Origin of the sequence: Nitratireductor sp. (assembly GCF_017794765.1) — a bacterium.
Taxonomy (GTDB): Bacteria; Pseudomonadota; Alphaproteobacteria; order Rhizobiales; family Rhizobiaceae; genus Nitratireductor.
Genome location: NZ_CP051236.1, coordinates 72,636 through 90,816 on the forward strand (window position 1 = coordinate 72,636; position 18,181 = coordinate 90,816).

At 62.3% G+C, this 18,181-nt stretch carries 17 protein-coding genes; 4 read left to right on the forward strand and 13 right to left on the reverse strand.

What is annotated here, in order from left to right:
- Window positions 1-92 precede the first annotated feature (92 nt).
- Genes HF949_RS00360 through HF949_RS00385 form a run of 6 tightly spaced genes read right to left on the reverse strand, consistent with a single transcriptional unit; the run spans window position 93 to window position 7,151 of the window.
- Window positions 93-557: a MarR family winged helix-turn-helix transcriptional regulator gene (locus HF949_RS00360; protein WP_292897522.1), complete on the reverse strand. Its 465-nt coding sequence runs from the start codon at window positions 555-557 to the stop codon at window positions 93-95.
- Window positions 554-1,138, reverse strand: coding sequence for an amino acid synthesis family protein (locus HF949_RS00365; protein WP_292897524.1), 585 nt, complete (start codon window positions 1,136-1,138; stop codon window positions 554-556). Before HF949_RS00365 ends, HF949_RS00360 begins: the two co-directional genes overlap by 4 nt.
- A complete protein-coding gene (locus tag HF949_RS00370; RefSeq protein ID WP_292897526.1) occupies window positions 1,131-2,033 on the reverse strand; it encodes a UPF0280 family protein in 903 nt (300 codons plus the stop codon). The genes HF949_RS00365 and HF949_RS00370 overlap by 8 nt, the downstream gene beginning before the upstream one ends.
- Window positions 2,030-3,556 (reverse strand): 6-hydroxynicotinate reductase, encoded by a 1,527-nt coding sequence (locus HF949_RS00375; protein WP_292897528.1) that lies wholly within the window; start codon window positions 3,554-3,556, stop codon window positions 2,030-2,032. The genes HF949_RS00370 and HF949_RS00375 overlap by 4 nt, the downstream gene beginning before the upstream one ends.
- Window positions 3,556-6,300: a molybdopterin-dependent oxidoreductase gene (locus HF949_RS00380; protein ID WP_292897530.1), complete on the reverse strand. Its 2,745-nt coding sequence runs from the start codon at window positions 6,298-6,300 to the stop codon at window positions 3,556-3,558. The genes HF949_RS00375 and HF949_RS00380 overlap by 1 nt, the downstream gene beginning before the upstream one ends.
- A complete protein-coding gene (locus tag HF949_RS00385; protein ID WP_292897532.1) occupies window positions 6,297-7,151 on the reverse strand; it encodes an FAD binding domain-containing protein in 855 nt (284 codons plus the stop codon). The genes HF949_RS00380 and HF949_RS00385 overlap by 4 nt, the downstream gene beginning before the upstream one ends.
- A gap of 166 nt (window positions 7,152-7,317) precedes the next feature.
- Here HF949_RS00385 and pncA point away from each other — a divergent pair, with 166 nt between their 5' ends.
- Window positions 7,318-7,917, forward strand: a complete 600-nt coding sequence (pncA, locus tag HF949_RS00390; RefSeq protein WP_292897534.1) for a bifunctional nicotinamidase/pyrazinamidase — start codon at window positions 7,318-7,320, stop codon at window positions 7,915-7,917.
- Between the two features lie 36 nt (window positions 7,918-7,953).
- On the opposite strand, the gene HF949_RS00395 is transcribed toward pncA, so the two are convergent.
- From HF949_RS00395 to HF949_RS00425, 7 genes are all read right to left on the reverse strand, one after another.
- Window positions 7,954-8,661 carry an ABC transporter ATP-binding protein gene (locus HF949_RS00395; protein ID WP_065818189.1) on the reverse strand — a complete coding sequence of 236 codons (708 nt, stop codon included), beginning with the start codon at window positions 8,659-8,661 and terminating at the stop codon, window positions 7,954-7,956.
- A gap of 1 nt (window position 8,662) precedes the next feature.
- Window positions 8,663-9,403, reverse strand: coding sequence for an ABC transporter ATP-binding protein (locus tag HF949_RS00400; RefSeq protein ID WP_292897537.1), 741 nt, complete (start codon window positions 9,401-9,403; stop codon window positions 8,663-8,665).
- Complete coding sequence (locus HF949_RS00405) at window positions 9,391-10,356, reverse strand: branched-chain amino acid ABC transporter permease (protein ID WP_292897539.1); 966 nt, start codon at window positions 10,354-10,356, stop codon at window positions 9,391-9,393. The genes HF949_RS00400 and HF949_RS00405 overlap by 13 nt, the downstream gene beginning before the upstream one ends.
- A complete protein-coding gene (locus HF949_RS00410) occupies window positions 10,353-11,234 on the reverse strand; it encodes a branched-chain amino acid ABC transporter permease (RefSeq protein ID WP_292897541.1) in 882 nt (293 codons plus the stop codon). The genes HF949_RS00405 and HF949_RS00410 overlap by 4 nt, the downstream gene beginning before the upstream one ends.
- Window positions 11,235-11,381: 147 nt before the next feature.
- Window positions 11,382-12,686 carry an ABC transporter substrate-binding protein gene (locus HF949_RS00415; protein ID WP_292897543.1) on the reverse strand — a complete coding sequence of 435 codons (1,305 nt, stop codon included), beginning with the start codon at window positions 12,684-12,686 and terminating at the stop codon, window positions 11,382-11,384.
- Window positions 12,687-12,982: 296 nt separating this feature from the next.
- Window positions 12,983-14,392 carry a hypothetical protein gene (locus HF949_RS00420; RefSeq protein WP_292897545.1) on the reverse strand — a complete coding sequence of 470 codons (1,410 nt, stop codon included), beginning with the start codon at window positions 14,390-14,392 and terminating at the stop codon, window positions 12,983-12,985.
- Entirely contained in the window at window positions 14,389-15,150 is a 762-nt protein-coding gene (locus tag HF949_RS00425; RefSeq protein WP_292899954.1) for a GntR family transcriptional regulator, read from the reverse strand. Before HF949_RS00425 ends, HF949_RS00420 begins: the two co-directional genes overlap by 4 nt.
- Before the next feature lie 262 nt (window positions 15,151-15,412).
- On the opposite strand from HF949_RS00425, the gene HF949_RS00430 reads away from it, so the two are divergent.
- The 3 genes from HF949_RS00430 to HF949_RS00440 all read left to right on the forward strand — a co-directional run bounded on the left by HF949_RS00430 (window position 15,413) and on the right by HF949_RS00440 (window position 18,178).
- Window positions 15,413-16,399, forward strand: coding sequence for an ABC transporter substrate-binding protein (locus tag HF949_RS00430; RefSeq protein WP_292897547.1), 987 nt, complete (start codon window positions 15,413-15,415; stop codon window positions 16,397-16,399).
- 63 nt (window positions 16,400-16,462) lie between these two features.
- On the forward strand, window positions 16,463-17,242 hold the full coding sequence (locus tag HF949_RS00435) for an ABC transporter ATP-binding protein (RefSeq protein WP_292897549.1): 780 nt from the start codon (window positions 16,463-16,465) through the stop codon (window positions 17,240-17,242).
- Between the two features lie 6 nt (window positions 17,243-17,248).
- Window positions 17,249-18,178 (forward strand): ABC transporter permease, encoded by a 930-nt coding sequence (locus HF949_RS00440; RefSeq protein ID WP_292899955.1) that lies wholly within the window; start codon window positions 17,249-17,251, stop codon window positions 18,176-18,178.
- The last annotated feature ends 3 nt before the right edge of the window (window positions 18,179-18,181 follow it).

The window sequence follows — 18,181 nt, forward strand, 5'->3', positions numbered from 1 at the left end:
CAGGTGGAATCACCTGACGTGCGCAAGAATACGGAAAAACTGATAGATAGAACCGAGCAGCGTTTCCGTGAAACGATGAACCGCTCTAGCACCTAACCCTCGGCAAGTTTCGCCAGGAGGCGCAGGAAAGTTGCCGTCTCGCGCGGCGTAAGGGGTGCGAGCGTTTCCTCGCTCACCTCGAGTGCCTCGGGGAGCAGCGCTTCGATCAGCGTCCTGCCCTCCTCGCTCAGGCTCACGACAAGCCGCCTACGGTCGCGCCCATGCGGTTTGAGCACAACCAGATCACGCGCCTTCAAACGGTCGATGACCCCCTTGATGGTGGCGGCATCCATCGCCACCAGCTGGCCAAGCTGGTTCTGCGAGGTGGCGCCCACCTCGTAAAGCTTGGCCAGAGCCGCGAATTGCGGCGGCGTCAACTCGCTTATGCGCGAAGCGAAGATCGACAGATGGCGCTGGTTGGCCTTGCGCAGGATAAAGCCGACCTGCTCGCTCAGATCATAGGCATCGGCGGACTTTCCGCCGGCCAGAACCCTGAGCTTGCCCTGTTCCACACTCATCTGAGGCCGTCCTCACCTTTCACGTCTTGCGCTTTCAAGCCACCCATGCGCGCATGGATACGCGGACCACACGCCATGGCAAGCACAAACAGTATCTCGTCCGGACGAGGGCCGTCTGCCAACCCCACTTCCATCGCATCGAAGTGGCTGCGCACATAGGCAGCATTGATATGCCCGAGCGGGATGTCTATGCGCGCACCGAAAGCCCCGACTTTTTTCGACGAAGGCACAATCGCCTTTGAATCACCAAGCCGTTCGCGCATCGCGTAGCCGCCAGGAACATGCCAGAGGGCGCCATGTTCAAGCTCCCCATCGGTGCCGACGATCGCCCCCTTGCCGAAACCATCGATCACCGAAGCATCCCCCCCGAGCGCGGCGATCAACCGGTCTGTCATATCGAGGCCGAGAGGTTTCAGATCCTCCATCGCGCTTTCAAGCTCTTCGGCATATCCGCCTGCAAAAGGGTTCCTGACCAGCGCAAGAGCCGCCGCCCGTCGGCGGGGCTCGGCGGGCGCCGGGCCGCCCTCGTGAAAAATTTCTTCGGTGACAAGCGCAATTTTGCGCAGGGTGAATTCAGGCATGGATGAAACCTTTTTGTACGTCAGAATTAGCAGGGGCGGTCGAATGCGCTGGCATCTCCAGCGTGATTGAACCGCATTCTCGGGCTTCCCCCCTCAGGAACAGAGCCGCCGCCTCAATAAGGCCACGCTCACGCATGGCCAGCGCGGTGACAAGCCCGTTGTCGAGGGCAAGCGTAATATCGGCGCAAGAAAGCGCCCCCACCGCCAGTGTCACCAGGCGATTGCGCAGATCGCTGTCCGGGTCAATCTCGTATGCAGGGGCACGCTTCACGGCCGGATGTCCCGGCAGATCGATGGCATTGGCGATCAGCGTCGCCGCTACATCAGCCGCCGCCGCCGAGCGGGCAACAACCGTCACGGCATCCGCAATCCCGAGCGAATGGCTTCTGCCGCGCCAGCCGCTGGTTGCAATTCCACGGACCGGATCGCTGGCGCGCACCGCGATGCGATCAGCCATTCCATGGCCGGTGCCTGCTATCGCTATGTCCAGCCTCTCMCCCTCAGCCAGGTAAAGCGCAACATCACCGCCATTGTTCACATAAGCCCGTGCCAGCGCCCGGTCTTTCACAAGTGCCGCCATCACTTCATCGGCGACACTGCCGGCCACAGCGGCCATCGGCGTAACGAAAGCGGGCACATGCGCATGCGCCGCCCTTTCCATACGCTGCGCGGTGGAGCCGCAAAAGCGGCGGAGCCTCGCACCAGCCGGACTGCGCAGGGCCGGTAGTTCCGCCACCAGTTCGTCAAGGATCGTCTCGAAGCGCGCAACCGCCTGTCGGTAGGCCAAAAGCCGCTCCTGTTCGTCGCCAAAGGCCTCGACGATCAGATCGATGGGCCCGTGGTTCAAATGCAGGCGGCGTCCATCGGCAAGCCAGCTGGCGGTTGGACCGCTCATCGTTTCGGTTCCCGGCGCAATTGCTGAAGCGGTGGCCAGGGATTGGAAACCACAGCCCCCCGCGCCTCACGCGGGTTGAAATATTCGCCACCCTTTTCCAGCACGTCCTCTACGCTGCGGATTTCATCTGCATAGCCACCAAGGCGAATGTAATCCTCCCGCCTGAGCGTGAATTCTATGGGCGCGACCAGCGCCGGCGTCGGCACATAGCCAAAGGCATTTTCCGGCGTGCGCATCACATCCACCATGATGGTGATGCCGCCGCCCGGCCACACATAAACCGGCGCTCCACCAACCGTGACATAGGTTTTGAGGCCCTGAACGGAGCGCGTCAGATTGACCGGGTTCTCCGTCACGCCGGCGCGCAGGCTGCCCCCCGCTCCCCCCATGAAAAGCACGGTGCACAGCGCCGGCTCGCAATTCTGCTCGATCAGGTCGACCGACTTGCGCAGCCGCTCCGGAAAGGGCTTCTTGACCGGCTGAAGCGCCTCATCAAGCTCGTAATAGGCAAACTGCTCGCCCGTGGTGGAAACCATCAGCAGGGAGAGCCCCGGCCGCGCGCCCTTCTTCTCATTGAAGGGTCCCAGAATATCGAGCGGGTCGTCAATGGTCGTCCCGCCCCATCCGAGCCCCGGCTCTGACACCTTGAAATAACGCCCCGGCGTGGAACGGCGGCCGATGATCTTGATGCCGGTATCCTCCCAGCCGATCACCTTGCCCGCCTGATGCTCGGAGACGACACCGGTAATGTGGTCATCGACCACGACGACCTCGTCCACGAGCCCCTTCCACTGGGTAGCGAACATGCCGATGGTGGCCGAGCCGCAGCCCACCCGCATGCGTTCTTCACGCGTTCCGTCGATCACCGGCGGCTGACCGGCCTGCACGATGACGCTCGCGCCCCCGTCAATGGTCAGCTCCACCGGCTTCTTGTTGCACAGGTCGAGCATCGCCTGGCAGGTAACGCGACCCTCCGCCTTCGATCCGCCGGTCAGGTGATGCACCCCGCCGAGCGAGAGCATCTGGCTGCCATATTCGGCGGTGGTGACATGGCCCACCGCCTCGCCATTCGCCCGCACCGTGGCCGCTTCAGGACCCAGATGCCGATCCGTATCGATCTTCACCTTCACCCCGCAATAGGAAAAGATGCCCTCCGTCACCACCGTGACAAGATCGACACCCTCCACCTCCTGCGAAACGATGAAGGGGGCAGGCTTGTAATCCGGATAGGTGGTGCCCGCGCCCACCGCGCTCACGAAGCGGCGCTTCGTGTTGACCAATTCGCCATCCCACGGCACTTCGCCTTCAAAGGGGACGACGGCATCCCCCACCTCGGCGGCATGTTCAAGGATCATCACCGGATCACATCGGGTAATGCGCCCGTCGAAATTGCCATAGCGATCACACGCACCCGTGCGCCCCTCGGCGATATAGCACATCACCGGGCAGGCATCGCAGCGCAGCTTTTCGTCCGAAGGCTTCTTCGGCGGCGTGACCTCAAAACGCTCGGTGAGTTCGTTCATCACCCGTTCTCCCGTGCCCGGATCGCCGCCAGAATGCGGCTCGGCGTAGCCGGCACTTTCGTAACTTCTACTCCCACCGCATGGCGGATCGCATTGAGGATCGCCGGCGCGGTGGGGATCAGCACATGCTCGCCCAGCCCCTTGGCGCCAAAAGGCCCTTCCGGGTCCGGCACTTCCACCAGAATCGTTTCGATCGGCGGCACATCGCCAATGGTGGGGATCAGATAATCATGCAGGTTTTCAGTGCGCCCCGGTACGTATTCCTCCATCAGCGCAAGGCCAATGCCCTGGGCTATACCGCCCTCGATCTGGCCTTCCACCAGAAGCGGGTTGATCGCACGGCCCACATCATGCGCCGCGGTGATCTTCAGGAGCCGCACCGTGCCAAGCGTGGTGTCGACCTCCAGCTCGACAAGCTGCGCACCATAACCGTAGACCGCATAGGGAACACCCTGCCCCTTCTCGTCCAGCGCGGTCGTGGGCGGATCGTAGGTCTCTTCCGCCGAAAACGCATAGCCATGCGCGTCGGCCTCAATATCGGAAAGCGCCACGCGCCGGCGCTCCGTCCCCTCGCTGATCACCAGCGCGCCATCCTCCAGCGCGATAGCCGCCCCCTCTGACACATTGGCAAAGCGCAGGATCTTCTCACGCAGGGCACGCCCCGCCTTTTCCGCGGCCTTGCCCGTCACATAGGTCTGGCGCGAGGCCGATGTCTTGCCGGCGTCAGGTGTCAGGCCCGTATCACCGCCCACAAGCTGAAACGCCGAGAGCGGCAGACCGCTTGCATCGGCGCAGATCTGCGTCACCACCGTGTTGGAGCCCTGCCCGATATCCACCGCGCCCTGATGCAGCATCACCGCACCGGAAGCCGTGATCCCCACGCGAATGGTTGAAGGGTTCGGCAGCGCGGTGTTGCCGCAGCCATACCAGCACGACGCGACACCGATGCCCCGCCGCACCCTGCCCTCTCGCGCATTGGCTTTCTCTGCCTCGCCTTGCGCCCGCGCCCAGTGTGGTTTCAGCGCTTCGAGACACTGGCGAATACCGACGCCAGAAAGAACCTGTCCGCAGGTGGTGCGATCCCCATCGGCAAGCGCATTCTCGATGCGGAATTCCAGCCGGTCGCGTCCCAGCTTTTCCGCCAGCCGGTCATAGAGCGTTTCCTGCATGATCGTCGCCTGCGGCACACCGAACCCGCGAAACGCGCCCGAAATCGGACCATTGGTGTGGATGGCCCGCCCCGTGGCGCGATAATTCGGCGTGCGATAGGGCCCCGACGCGTGAACAGGAACGCGGTTCGCCACCGTCGGCCCCCAGCTTGCATAGGCCCCGGTGTTGAAATCCCCTTCAAACACCATGCCGGTAACGCGCCCTGCCTCATCCGCCGCAATCGAAGCGCGCATCGTTGCCGGGTGCCGCTTGGTGGTGGAGCGCATGGAATCGCCCCGCGTATAGACAATCGCCGCCGGTCTCCCGGTCTTGAGCGCCACCAGCCCCACCAGCGGCTGCAAGGAGACGTCAAGCTTGGAACCGAAACCGCCGCCCGTCGCCAACGGCACGATGCGCACCTTCTCCGGCGGCAGACCGAGCACCTTGGCCGTGTCGTCGCGATCCATATAGGGCGCCTGCGTGCAGGCCTTGATGACCAGCATGTCGCCATCCATCATCGCATAGCCCGCTTCCGGTTCGATATAAGCGTGCTCCACATAGGAGGTCTCTATCTCTCCCGAAACAGAGACAAAGGCTTTGGAAAGCGCGCCTTCCGGGTCGCCGCATTCCACGAACCCTCGTGTCAGCTCGTTGCCCGCCCGCCCCTCATGCAGATCCGCAAAGCCTTCCCGCCGCGCCTCATCGGGCGTCAGCGCGTGGGGCAGCTCCTGCCAGCGGATCGGGAAGGCATCCATATCGAGTGCCTCGATTGCCCCGCGCTCGCCCGCAATCAGCGCCACCGCCTCGCCGCGAAACCGCGCCCGGCCCTCTGCCAGCGCCGGCTGATCGGCGAAAGGCGGGATGACGCCAAACCGATTTTCGCCTGGAATGTCGGCTGCCGTGAAAACCGCGACAATGCCCGGATGCGCGGCGATGAACGCCTCCGTGTCGCCGATTTCGAAATCGGCGTGCCAATGAGGCGACCGCACAACCGCGACCGACAGCGCATCGGCAGGTCGCTCATCCGCGCCGAAAATCTCCGTTCCATTAACCTTGCGCTCGCCATCGAGCCTGATCGGCGAGGCGCCAACCGCATGACCCTGCTCCACCATGCTGGCATCGACACCCACGGAGCGGTTGGCATTCATCACCGCCTCGATGATCTTGCGATAGCCGGTGCAACGGCAAAGAACCCCGCCCAGCGCATCCTGCACCTCGGTCTCAGACGGTGTCGGGTTCTGCTCCAGAAGTGCCGCCGCGCTCACCAGAACGCCCGGCGTGCAAATCCCGCACTGGGCCGCCCCGTGGCGCAGGAAGGATTCCTGGAGTGCCGAGAGGCTGCCATTTGAAAGCCCCTCCACCGTGCGCACGCTTTTGCCCGAAAGACCGGCTGCCGGCACGAGGCAGGCACAAACCACAGCGCCATCCACCATCACCGAACACGCCCCGCAATCACCGGCGTCACAGCCGACCTTGGTGCCGGTCAGGCCCAGTTCGTCACGCAACACCGAAGAAAGCCGCTGCAACGGAGAGACCTCGGTCACGATCGACTTGCCATTGACTTCCAGAGATAAGGAAAGGCTTTTCCCGCTCATGCCGCCACCTCGCTGCGCCCTGCGCCCTGCCACGCCTGCTCAAGCGCACGGATCACGATCTCCCGCGCCGCTTCGCGCCGATAGGCAGCGGTACCACGCACATCGTCGATGGGGGAAAGCTCCGGAAATGCGTAGTCCATCACGGTCCGGCGCAGCTCCGGCCTCTCGACGCCTTCAAGCCGCGCTTCCAGCCCCGAAAGGCGCTGCGCCACGGCAGAGCATGAACCGACACTGATGGCGGCTTTCGCTATCCGCCCTCCCTCAGGCACAACCCGAGCAGCGGCCATGGCGATGGAAATCACGAGATAGCGCCGCGCGCCCAGCTTGACGAAGCCGGAGGCACCGCGCGTCGCTGCCTTGGGCACTCGGATGGCGGTGAGAAGTTCATCATCCGCCCGCGCGGTCTTGCGATTGCCGAGAATAAAGGCCGATAGCGGCAGATGGCGCGCACCTTTTGCCGACCGCAATTCCACCTCTGCATCCAGAGCCAGAAGCGGCGGAACGCCATCTGCCGCCGGTGAGGCGTTGCACAGGTTTCCGGCGACCGTCGCCGTGTTCTGGATCTGCACCGAGCCAACCTCCCGTGCCGCCTGTTTGAGCATGTCGAAGGCGGGCGGCAGCGCCGCACCGATCACCGCACTCCAGCTCGTCCGTGCGCCTATGACGAAATGCGTCTCGGTCTCTTCAATACCGCTCAACGCGGATAACCCGTTGATGTCGAGCACGTCGCTTCTCAGCGGGCCCGCGCCAAGAGCGGGATAAAAATCCGTACCCCCGGCAAGAATGCTCCAGCGCTTCGTGCATAAGAGCCCGAGCGCCTCCTCCAGTTCGGTCGGTCTGGCATAGTCCATGCTGCGCCTGCCTGCCACTTGCGATGTTGTTCCCAGGCCCTTCTTGATGCTCTGACGGCGGGGCCCAAATTTGTTTGTATACGAATGATACGCTCCTCAGCACGCTTGTCAAAGGGGAACATTCGGTCCACCTTCGCGGCGATTTCATGCGAGAGGGAGACAGGGCATGGCCGACGAGGCACTGATCGTGATTGATGTGCAGAATGACTTCTGCCCCGGGGGAGCGCTGGCCGTTGAAGACGGCGACGCGGTGGTTCCGGTCATCAACCGGCTGATCGGGCGCTTTGATCATGTTATGCTTACTCAGGACTGGCACCCTGCCGGCCATTCCAGCTTCGCCTCCTCGCATCAGGGCAAGGCCCCGTTCGAGACGGTCGAAATGCCCTATGGCACGCAGACCCTTTGGCCCGATCACTGCGTACAGGGCACGAGGGGCGCTGCGTTCCACGAAGGGCTGGCATGGGACAAGGCAGAGCTTGTCATCCGCAAGGGGTTCCGCAGCGCGATCGACAGCTATTCGGCCTTTTTCGAAAACGATCACGAAACGCCGACCGGTCTCTCAGGCTATCTGCGCGAACGCGGCATCACCAGAGTGACGCTTGCCGGCCTCGCAACGGATTTTTGCGTTGCCTATTCTGCCATCGATGCGCGCCGGCAGGGTTTTGAGGCCACCGTCATCATGGAAGGCTGCCGCGCCATCGACCTCGGCGGCTCATTGGCAGCGATGACTGCGAAGATGAAAGAGGCCGGTGTGACGCTGGTGTGAGTGATGGGGGCAGGAGCCAGGCGCCAACGTCCCGCGTCACCCCACGCCCACATAACGGTGCACCATCTCGGGATCATCCCGCAGCCGCTCAACATCCACCGTCTCGCGGTTGCGACCGTTCTCGATAAACGCGACCCGATCCGCCACCGGCAGCACCGCATCCACCCGCTGCTCAACGAGAATGGTGGAGACCCCGCGCTCGCGCAGCCCTGCCACCGTTTCACGGATGCGCGCGATCATGGAGGGCATCAGCCCCTCCGTCGGCTCATCCAGAAGCAGCACCTGCGGCTCCAGACACAGCGCCCGCGCCATGGCCAGCATCTGCTGCTCGCCGCCGGAAAGCGTGCCGGAGCGCTGCTTCAGGCGCTCGCGCAACACAGGGAAGAGATCGAGCACACTGTCGCGCGTGGCAGCGCCCTTGCCGCGCGTCATCAGACCGATCTCGATGTTCTCGCCCACCGTCAGTTCGGAAAACAGCCGCCGCCCCTGCGGCACATAGGCGACACCAGCCTTCGGCACCTCGTGGGGGGCAAGACTGTTCAACTCCACATCGCCAAGCAGAATGCGCCCGGCGGTTGCCGGCACCAGTCCCATGATCGTTTTTAGCGCGGTCGTCTTGCCCGCACCGTTGCGGCCAAGCAGGCAAAGCACCTCGCCCTGCCGCAGTTCCAGATCGAAGCCGCGCAGCACCTGCACATGGCCATAGGCGCTGTCGACATGTTCCATTGTCAGGGCAGCCGTCATCTCAACCTCCGAGATAGGCCTGCTGGACGGCCTGGTTTGCGCGGATCTCGGCAGGCGCGCCCTGTGCGAGAATGCGCCCCTGCTCCATCACCGTGATGCGTTCGGCAAGCGCCATGACCACATCCATATTGTGTTCGATCAGAAGCACCGTCGCCTCCTCGCCGATCTGGCGCACCAGCGCGATGAAATTCTCGATCTCGCTGTCGGAAAGGCCCTGCGTCGGCTCATCAAGGATGAGAAGACGCGGCCTGAGCGCCAGTCCCATTGCCACTTCGAGAAGCCTCTGGTGGCCATAGGAAAGATTGCCGGCCACCTTGTCGGCATATTCCCCAAGCCCGACCTTCTGAAGCGCGTCCATGCCGTGCTCGGTCAGCGCGCGTGAGGAAAGCCCCCTCTCATGATCGTCGATCAATTGCCGCTGCACCGCCAGCGCCACATTGTCGAAGGCCGTCAGATTGGCAAACACGCTTGTGATCTGAAACGTGTAGGCGATGCCCGCCCGCACCCGCTTGTGAGCGGGCATAAGCGAAATGTCCTTCCCATCGAAGACGACGCGGCCATCGGTGGGCGCAACACGCCCGCAGATCAGGCTCACAAAGGTCGTCTTGCCGGCCCCGTTCGGCCCGATGATCGCGTGCGTCTCGCCTTCCGGCAGCGAGAAATCCACGCCATCGACCGCACGCAGCCCGCCGAAGGAGCGGCCAAGCTCATGGGTCTCAAGAAGCGGCTTCACGGCAGCCATGGCAACCACCTTTCACGCACCGTACCGATGATGCCTTTGGGGAAAAACAGGATGACGCCGATCAGCACCAGACCGACCACCATGAGATGTGCCGTCGTGTAGCTCGAAGCTGTGTCGATGACATAGAACATGAACAGCGTGCCGATCAGAGGCCCGAGCGTCGTCGCCGCCCCACCGACCAGCACCCACAGCAGCGGCAGGATGGAATACTGGATCGCCGCAAAGCCGGACCCGACATAGCCGAAGAGCACGGCATAGGCCGCACCCGATGCAGCGCAGAAAAGCCCCGAAAGCACCACCGCCATCAGCTTGTTGACGAAAACGTCATAGCCCAGCATGCGCATGCGCTCCTCGTTCTCGCGAATGGCGATCAGCGAGCGGCCATAGGGTGCGCGCACCAGAAACAGGATCGCAGCCAGAACGATCGCGAACAGCGAAAGCGCCACAAGGTAGCGCGTCGACGGATCCGAGAGATCAAGCACCCCGCCGGGAAAGCCCAGAACCCGCATTTCCTGCGGCAGAACAAGCCCTTCCTCGCCGCGCGTATAGGTCGTGAAATAGAGGGTCATCAGGTAGAAGACCTGCGCGAACATCAGCGTCACGATCATGAACGCGACACCCGTGGTGCGCAGCGCCAGAAAGCCGACTACAAGCGCCACCACCACGCCGGCGGCGAGCCCGGCGCCAAAGGCCGGCCACACGCTCCATTCCAGATGATAAATGGTCAACCCGGCTCCATAGAGCCCGGCTGCAAAGAACATCGCGTGGCCAAGGCTGAGCAGGCCCGTATAGCCAAAGGCCAGATTGTAGCCCATGGCGAAGACGGCCAGCACCAGCACACGCGCGAACACGCCACGATGATATTCCGGCAAGAGGAAGTTGAGTGCCAGTAGAAGCACAACCACGCCCACATGCAGCGCAATGGATTTTGTCGAAGGGGTCAGTCTGGTCATCGTGCCGCCGCTCCGAACAGGCCCTGCGGGCGGAACACCAGGATCATCGCAACAGCCAGCGTCGCCAGCATCTTGGCGAGTGTCGGCGAGAAGAACATCGAGATGATGCCATCCGACAGGCCGATCAGCACCGCCGCCAAAACCGTGCCGCGCAACGATCCCAGACCGCCGATGATCACGACAATGAAGGACAGAAGCAGCGGATCGTGTCCCATGAGATAATGCGCCTGCTGGATGGGCACGATCAGCACGGCGGCAACAGCGGCCAGCCCTGCCCCCAGCGCGAAAACGCCGGCATAGACGCGCCCGACCGGAATGCCGAAGGCCTGTGCTGTCTCCCGGTCGAACTGGGTAGCCCGCATGACGAGGCCGATCTTCGTACGCGTCAGCACAAACCACGTCGCCAGCATCATGATGATTGAAAAGCCGATCACGGCCAGCTTGTAGGCAGAATAGCCGAACCATGGCAGTTGCATGCGATAGTGGAATGGAGCCTCCACCGGTCGCGCCTCGGGCCCGTAAAACGTCAGTGCCAGCTGCTGGATGATGTAGAGCAGGCCAATCGTGGCAACGATCGTTGCCTCCGGCTCATACTTCAGCCGGCTCAAAACCAGCCGCTCGGCAACAAAGGCGATGGCGGCGACGACGAGCGGGCTCAGCACCAGCGCCACCATGAAACCGATTGCCGGATGCCCGCCGAACAGCGAGGCAACCCACCAGGCGAGCACCGCGCCCAGCATGTAGAATTCGCCATGGGCGACGTTCACCACGCGCATGACACCGAAGACAAGCGAAAGGCCGAGCGCAATCAGCGACAGGACAGCCGCCGTCACCAGCCCTTCAAGCGTAGCGAGGAGAAAATACGGACCGAAGGCCATTCACAAGCGCACTTTCATGAGAGAAGCCGAAGGAAGTTCACCGGCGTCCCAGCCAACACGGAATGAAGGCCACAACGCTGACGCCCCCTCTCCCAGCAAACGGGGAGAGGGTGACGGTGAGGGGCGAACGCCGCCCCGTGCAACATGTCAGAACGACATTGCCGTGTAATCGGCCTCGGGCTCGTACGCCCCATCCTCGATGGAGGTGCGATGCACCACTTCCAGCTTGCCGTCCTTCACCTGGCTGATGCTCTGTTCGCCAAAGACCTGATGGATCTTGCCATTGAACAGTTTCTTGCCCTGCGGGTGGTCCGGCCCGGCCTCCATCTCGGTCATCGCCTCGGTTGCCTCGATCATCGCGGCGCGGTCATCCGGCCCCTTGTAATCGCAGGCTTCCATCGAGGCCTTGATGATGTTGAGGGTCTCCCAGCAACCAAACATATGGGCCGCCGTGGAAACATCCTTTGCGTCGTTCACGCTGGCGCCATTCTCGTCGATGCCGACGGCCTCGCGGTAGGCGGTCACATAGTCCGGCTGGTCGGATTGCGCATAGCGCGGCATGCCTTCCCAGAAATGGCTGCCCTCGAGGAATTCCAGACCCGGGCTTGCGATATCGACGGCCTCGAGCGAATCGATGAAGCCGAAGAGCTGCGGCCCGCCGGAACCGAAAAATTCGCCCATCTCCTTCACGAAAGTCAGCACGGCCGGCCCCACCATCACATGGTAGATCACATCCGTGTCACGCGGGATCTGCGGGAAATAGCGGGTGAACGAGGTCTCTGTCGGCGGGATCGGCACCTTGGCAACCACCTGCCCGCCCTGCGCCTCGATGGCCGGGGTGAAGAAATCGCGGTGATCATGGCCGAACGCGTAGTCGGGATAGACCAGCGTGACCTTCTTGCCGAGATTGCCTGCAATCCACGGCGCCATGGAGCGGGCCTGCGCCTTCACATCGGTGATGCCCGGCTGCACGCAGTAGCGGTTCATCTTGCCCGAGGCCACGTGATAGCCCTCGCTCACCACGTAATAGGGAATTTTCAGTTCGCCTGCAGCCGGTGCCGAGCCGACGACCACATGGGAAAACAGCGTGCCATAGACCAGGTCGACCTTGTGCTGATTGGCGAATTTCTCGACCACTTCCGCACCGCGCTTCGGGTCGGTGCCATCGTCCTCAATGATGATTTCAAGCGGACGTCCATTGATGCCGCCGGCATCGTTGATGCGCTTGGCGGCAGCCGTCGTCACCCGTTCATACCAACGGCCATAGGCCGCACCGATGCCCGTGCGGTGGCACTGGAAACCGATCTTTATGGGCTCGGAAGACTGCGCCTGGCCATAGCGCACGAACCCCGGTGCGGCCACCAGACCCGCCGCAGCACCCAATCCCTTGAGCGCGGACCTGCGCGTCAGGCCACTGTTTAAATTGATAAGAGACTTGCGATTTTCACTCATGCCGGTTCCCCATTGTTGTGATCGTTTGACCGAGCATTTCCAACGGTTGGAAGCATTTTCCAGCGTCGGAAAAATCACTTGTGTACAAACTAAATCACCAAACCATTCCCTTGGCAACAGGACATGCCGCAAGGGAACTACGCCAGTGTTCTAGTGCATTTCGGGCTTCAGCGGAATTGCCAACGGGGGACAAAATATCGAAGAAACAAAGAGTTACTGCAAAGCAGAGATCGACAGAACGGCTGTCACGCGAAAATGCGCTTCAAGGAAATTTATTCCAGAAATCCTGCATTTCTTCAGCCGGCGGTTGGCGCAGACAGCAGCCACAGACCGAAAACCGTGTATCCGACCATGAGAACCGCAAGAGGAATCTGGCTCATCGTGGCGCGTTGAGCCGAGCCAAAATGGCGATAAGCGATCAAATGCGACAGCACCACCGCCAGAACATGCCCGCCAATGATCGCGAATGCCTGCGCATTCCATATGATCCAGGCCGATTGCGCCCCCAGCGTCGCGCCCGCCTGCACATGCAGGCCTGCCGTTCCGAACAGGTTCCAGCCCCGCATCAATGGGTCGGATAGGGCTGCAAGCGCATACTGGCTGTTGATGGTGAAGCTCACCAGATAGTGCGAGAAGTGATAGGCAAGCGCGATTGGGATGATCGACCATGCAAGATGCCCGGCGAGTTTCAGCCAGTCGCCCTCCCGGGCCAGCCGACAACCAAGCCAGACCGCTCCCATAAAGCCGGAGAAAAGAAGCCCGAACATGGCGACGAGCCCGAAGGAACTCGCCCCGACCACAGCCGATCGACCGGGAAACTCCAACGGGTTGATGCCAATGAGATCGAGCCAGAAGAAGGTGTGCTTGAGGCCGTCAAAGGAGACCGAGCTCAGAGCCAGAAGCAGAAGGGCCATGCCCGAAAGCGACAGTGCCATCGCATCGTCAAGCTTGTGGCCCGGCAGGCCAAGCGTAAGCTTTTGCCGCCCGTTCGGCTCGCTCAGCGCAAAGAATGAGAGGCGCGAGAGCATGCCGAAGAACAGCGTCAGGAATTCCACACGGCGGATCCATGGTTCATAACCATAAAGAATCATGCCTGCGTAGGTGAAACACCAGTAGAGCGATACGACCATCGCCAGCCGCTCGGGATCGGCCGGGGCCAGATAAACCAGCTCGAACCAGGCGAAACCGAACAGGGTCAGAAACGCCGGCCATTGCCTCAGCACACAGGGCAAGCCTCTGACCCCGTCTTCCGGCACTCCAAACCTCACAAGAAGCCGCCAGGGTCCATACCATGGATTGATCCACGCCCAGACATTGCCAAGCACGCCCTGCAGGACAGTCACGCCCACCCAGAGCAGCGTCCATATCACCAGTGGCAACGGATTGGAGAGCGGATCGCGGCTGCCAGAGAATCCGGCGAACACCAGCCCCGCAAGAAGGACAAAGGAGACCGTGCTGGCCACTGCCCGGCCCTCCAGAGCGACCGGAAAAAGCGCGACACGCCGCGCCAGAAGTCGCTCCAAACCCCGAACTGGAAGAAAAACAAGGACGAGAAAGCTTAGTGCAACCGCAAGCATGCCACCGAAAAGATAGTAGTCGGTGGGCAGGAGCAGCACATAGCCGCGCTCGGATGCGTGAGCCCAGGCCGCCCCGGCTGAACAACAAAGCGCCGCCCCCGCAAGAACGGAGCGACCCGTATTCTTCATGCCCTGGTTCCGGCGGCCCCGCCGCCTGCGCCATCCAGATCGGCAAGGGTGAAAACGTCGACCGTCAGACCCACATGCTCTTTCATCAGTGCCAGCGCCCCCTCCAGATTGCGGTCGAGGGCAAACTCCATGAGTTGCGTATGCTGGTCAAGTGACATGGCTGCGTCGAGAGCCGCGATGGCCGCTTCGTGACCATCCTCAGCCCCCGCAGCCGCGCGCAGGGTAGGTGTCACGGTGAGGAAGATGTGGTGCCGGCACAACTGACCCCAGATCTGCGCATAAAAATGCCTGAGCCACGTGGCATCAGCCGCGGAAAGCAGCGCCTCGTGAAAGGCCTGATGCTTCTCCACCCAGTCATGCAGGGCATCATCCGAAAGCCCCTCGGCAGGTATCTGACAGCGCGAAAGACGATAATGTGCGGTCACCACCGCAGCCTCCCAGTCGGCATTGCCCTTGCGAATGGATTCTTCCAGCAGCGTGGTTTCCACCGCCAGCCGCGCCTTGGAAAGGTCTTCCAGTTCCGCGCGCGAAACCGGCGCGACCGAAAAGCCCCGATTGCTTTCAGCCGTCACAAGCCGCTCTGCCTCCAATCGCGAAAGCGCTTCGCGCAGCGGCGTCCAGCCAAAGCCATAGGCCTTGCGCAGGGCCGCGATCGGCAACGGCGCCCCCGGCATGAGCCTTGTCGCGAGAATATCGCGCCGAAGCTGATGATAGGCTGCTTCGGTCTTCGTCAGCGGCTCCGCGCCATCCACCACCATTTGATGCAACTCTGCTCCTCCTCGGGGAACAAAAGTATATATAATTTCATCTCTGTTCAACGATTATATATAGTGTTTGACAGGCATTGCCCCGGCGATATGATGGCCCTTCAACGGATGGGGAGGCCCGGCATATTAGATGCGGAACATCATCCGGCAGGGGTTGCGGCAACAGGCGCGCGATCTCTGACTTTGTGTTTGGCAAGGACGCAGTTTACTGACTGCCCCGTTTTTGCAGGCCCCTGGCCCTGGGAGGAATGACATGACTGAAAAATCACGCTTATCGCTGCGCGGCATTGTGGCTGCCGGTGCAATTCTGTTCGGCCTTGGCGCGGCCAGCGCGGAACCAATCCGCATCGGCATCGCCAATTTCGGCGAGCACCCGCAGCTCAACACCGCCATTCAGGGCTTCAAGGACGCTCTCGCTGCCGGTGGCTATGAGGAAGGCAAGGATGTTGTCTATTCTGAAAGCCACACGAATTTCGATGCCTCGCTGGTGCCTCAGATGATCGCCAAGCTTCAGGCCGAAGGCCCGGCCCTCGTGTATACCGTCACAACGCCGGTTTCCCAGATCGCCAAGAAGGCGCTTGCCGGTTCCGGTATCCCGATCGTCTTTTCCGCCGTCACCGATCCGGTTGCCGCCAAGCTCGTTCCCTCCTGGGAAGCGGGCGATGAAGGCATGACCGGCGCCACCGACCTGCAGGACGTCGCCGCCGTCATGGAATTCGCCAGGAAGCTCGTTCCGGATGCAAAGCGCATTGGTCAGCCCTACAATCCCGGCGAGGCCAATGACGTCGCCCTGCTTGAAAAGGTTCAGGCTGCCGCACCCGACGCCGGCTTCGAGGTCGTCCCCGTGGGCGTCGACAATGTGAATGACATCCAGCAGCGCATTGCCTCGCTCGCCGGCAAGGCCGATGTGATCTACACGCCCGCTTCCAATCTTCTCCAGCCGGCCATCGCTGCCGTTTCCGCCGCCGCGAGGCAGGCCGGCATCCCGATCATCAACTCCGATGATGGTGCCGTGTCCGACGGCGTGGTTCCGGCAAGCTTCGCCGTCAACTACCAGCAGGTCGGCCTTAACGCAGGCAAGATTGCCCTGCAGATCCTCGATGGCGCCGATCCCAAGACGATCCCGCCCATGAATCCGGCCTATGAGGACCACGCTCCGCGCATCTCGAAAAAGGCCATGGCCGCCTTCGGCATCGAGATCCCCGAAGAGTTTGCCGACTGCGACTGCATCGTCGAGTAATCCGCTCAGCCAGAGACGCGGCGCCTTCCAACAGGCGCCGCGTTCATTTCATGGGAGGTGCCGGTGCTGGAAATCCGTGCCGCACGCAAAGTGTTCTATCGGGGACAACCCGACGAGAAGATCGCCTTGAACGGGCTTGATCTCACCCTCAACTCCGGAGAATTCGGTGTGGTGATCGGCTCCAACGGAGCCGGCAAGAGCAGCATGCTCAATGCCATTTCCGGTTCGCTCGCGCTCGATTCCGGACAGATCCTCATCAACGGCGAGGACATGACGGGCCTGCCCGTTCACAAGCGCGCCAAGCGCATTGCGCGTGTGTTTCAGGACCCCATGCTCGGCACCGCCGCCAGCATGACGGTGGCCGAGAACATGCTGCTTGCCGAATTACGCAACTCCAGGCGCACGCTTCGCCATGGTCTCAATGCAAAGCGATTGACCGACTACCGCGAGCGCCTGGCCATTCTGGGTCTCGGCCTTGAGGACCGTCTCAACACCCGTGTCGATCTTCTGTCCGGCGGCCAGCGCCAGTCGCTCTCGCTCATCATGGCCGTTGGCGGATCACCCGATCTCCTTCTCCTCGACGAGCACACGGCAGCGCTCGACCCCCGCACCGCCGACATTGTGATGGAGGCGACCGTTCGCGCTGTCGAAGCGCTGAAACTGACCACACTCATGGTTACCCACAACATGCAGCACGCCGTGGATTTCGGTCATCGCGTCATCATGCTCAATGCCGGCCGTGTCCATCTGGAAATCGGCGGAGAAGAAAAGACCAATGTGACCGTCCCCGACCTGATCGGCCATTTCGCCACCAAGACCGACAGCATGTTGCTCGCGAGCTGACCCATGATCGATTTTCTTCAAACCACGCTCACGAGCTTCGTCGCCCTCATTCCGGTCACGCTTGCGCAAAGCCTGATCCTCGGCTTCGTCGTCGCCGGCATCATGATCCCCTTCCGCATGCTGAGCTTTCCAGATCTCACCAGCGAAGGCGCGTTCCCGCTCGGTGGCTGCGTGTGCGGCGTCGCGCTCGCCTCCGGCCTCGGGCCCCTCACGGCCATCGGGCTGGCGCTGCTCACCGGCTTCATCGCCGGCTGCTGCACGGCCTTCATCCATCTGCGCTTCCGCATCCACACGCTTCTGGCCGGCATCCTCGTGATGACCATGCTCTACAGCGTGAACCTGCGCATCATGGGCCGCTCCAACCTTTCGGTGTTCGGCACGGAAACCATCTTCGACTGGGTGCCGTTCGTGCAGCCTGGTTTCCCGCTGGCCAAGATCCTTGCCGTGGGCGTCATCACGCTGGCTATCTTCCTGGCGCTCAACTTCTTCTTCACCACGGAGAAGGGCACGGCCGTGCGCGCCGTGGGCGCCAACCCGGTCATGGCCGAAGCGCAGGGCATCAATGTCTGGGCGGCGACCATTGGCGGCATCGGCCTTGCCGGCGCATTCTCGGCCTTCAGCGGTGCGCTGATGGTTCAGTCGCAGGGCTTTGCCGATGTGAATATGGGCCTCGGCATCCTGATCAACGGCCTTGCAGCCCTGATGATCGGCGAGGCCATAGTCGGCAAGGCGACTGTCTGGCGGCAGCTGCTCGCCCCCTTCGCCGGTGCGATGGTTTATTACCAGCTTGTCTCGCTGTGTCTGGCAGCCGGCATGCCGCCGCCCGATCTCAAGCTCGCCACCGGCGCATTCGTGCTCCTGATGCTCGCCCTGCCCACACTGCGCGCCGCGCGCGGACGGCAGGCGGCAACCCCGCGTGAAAGCTTCCGCGAATAGAAA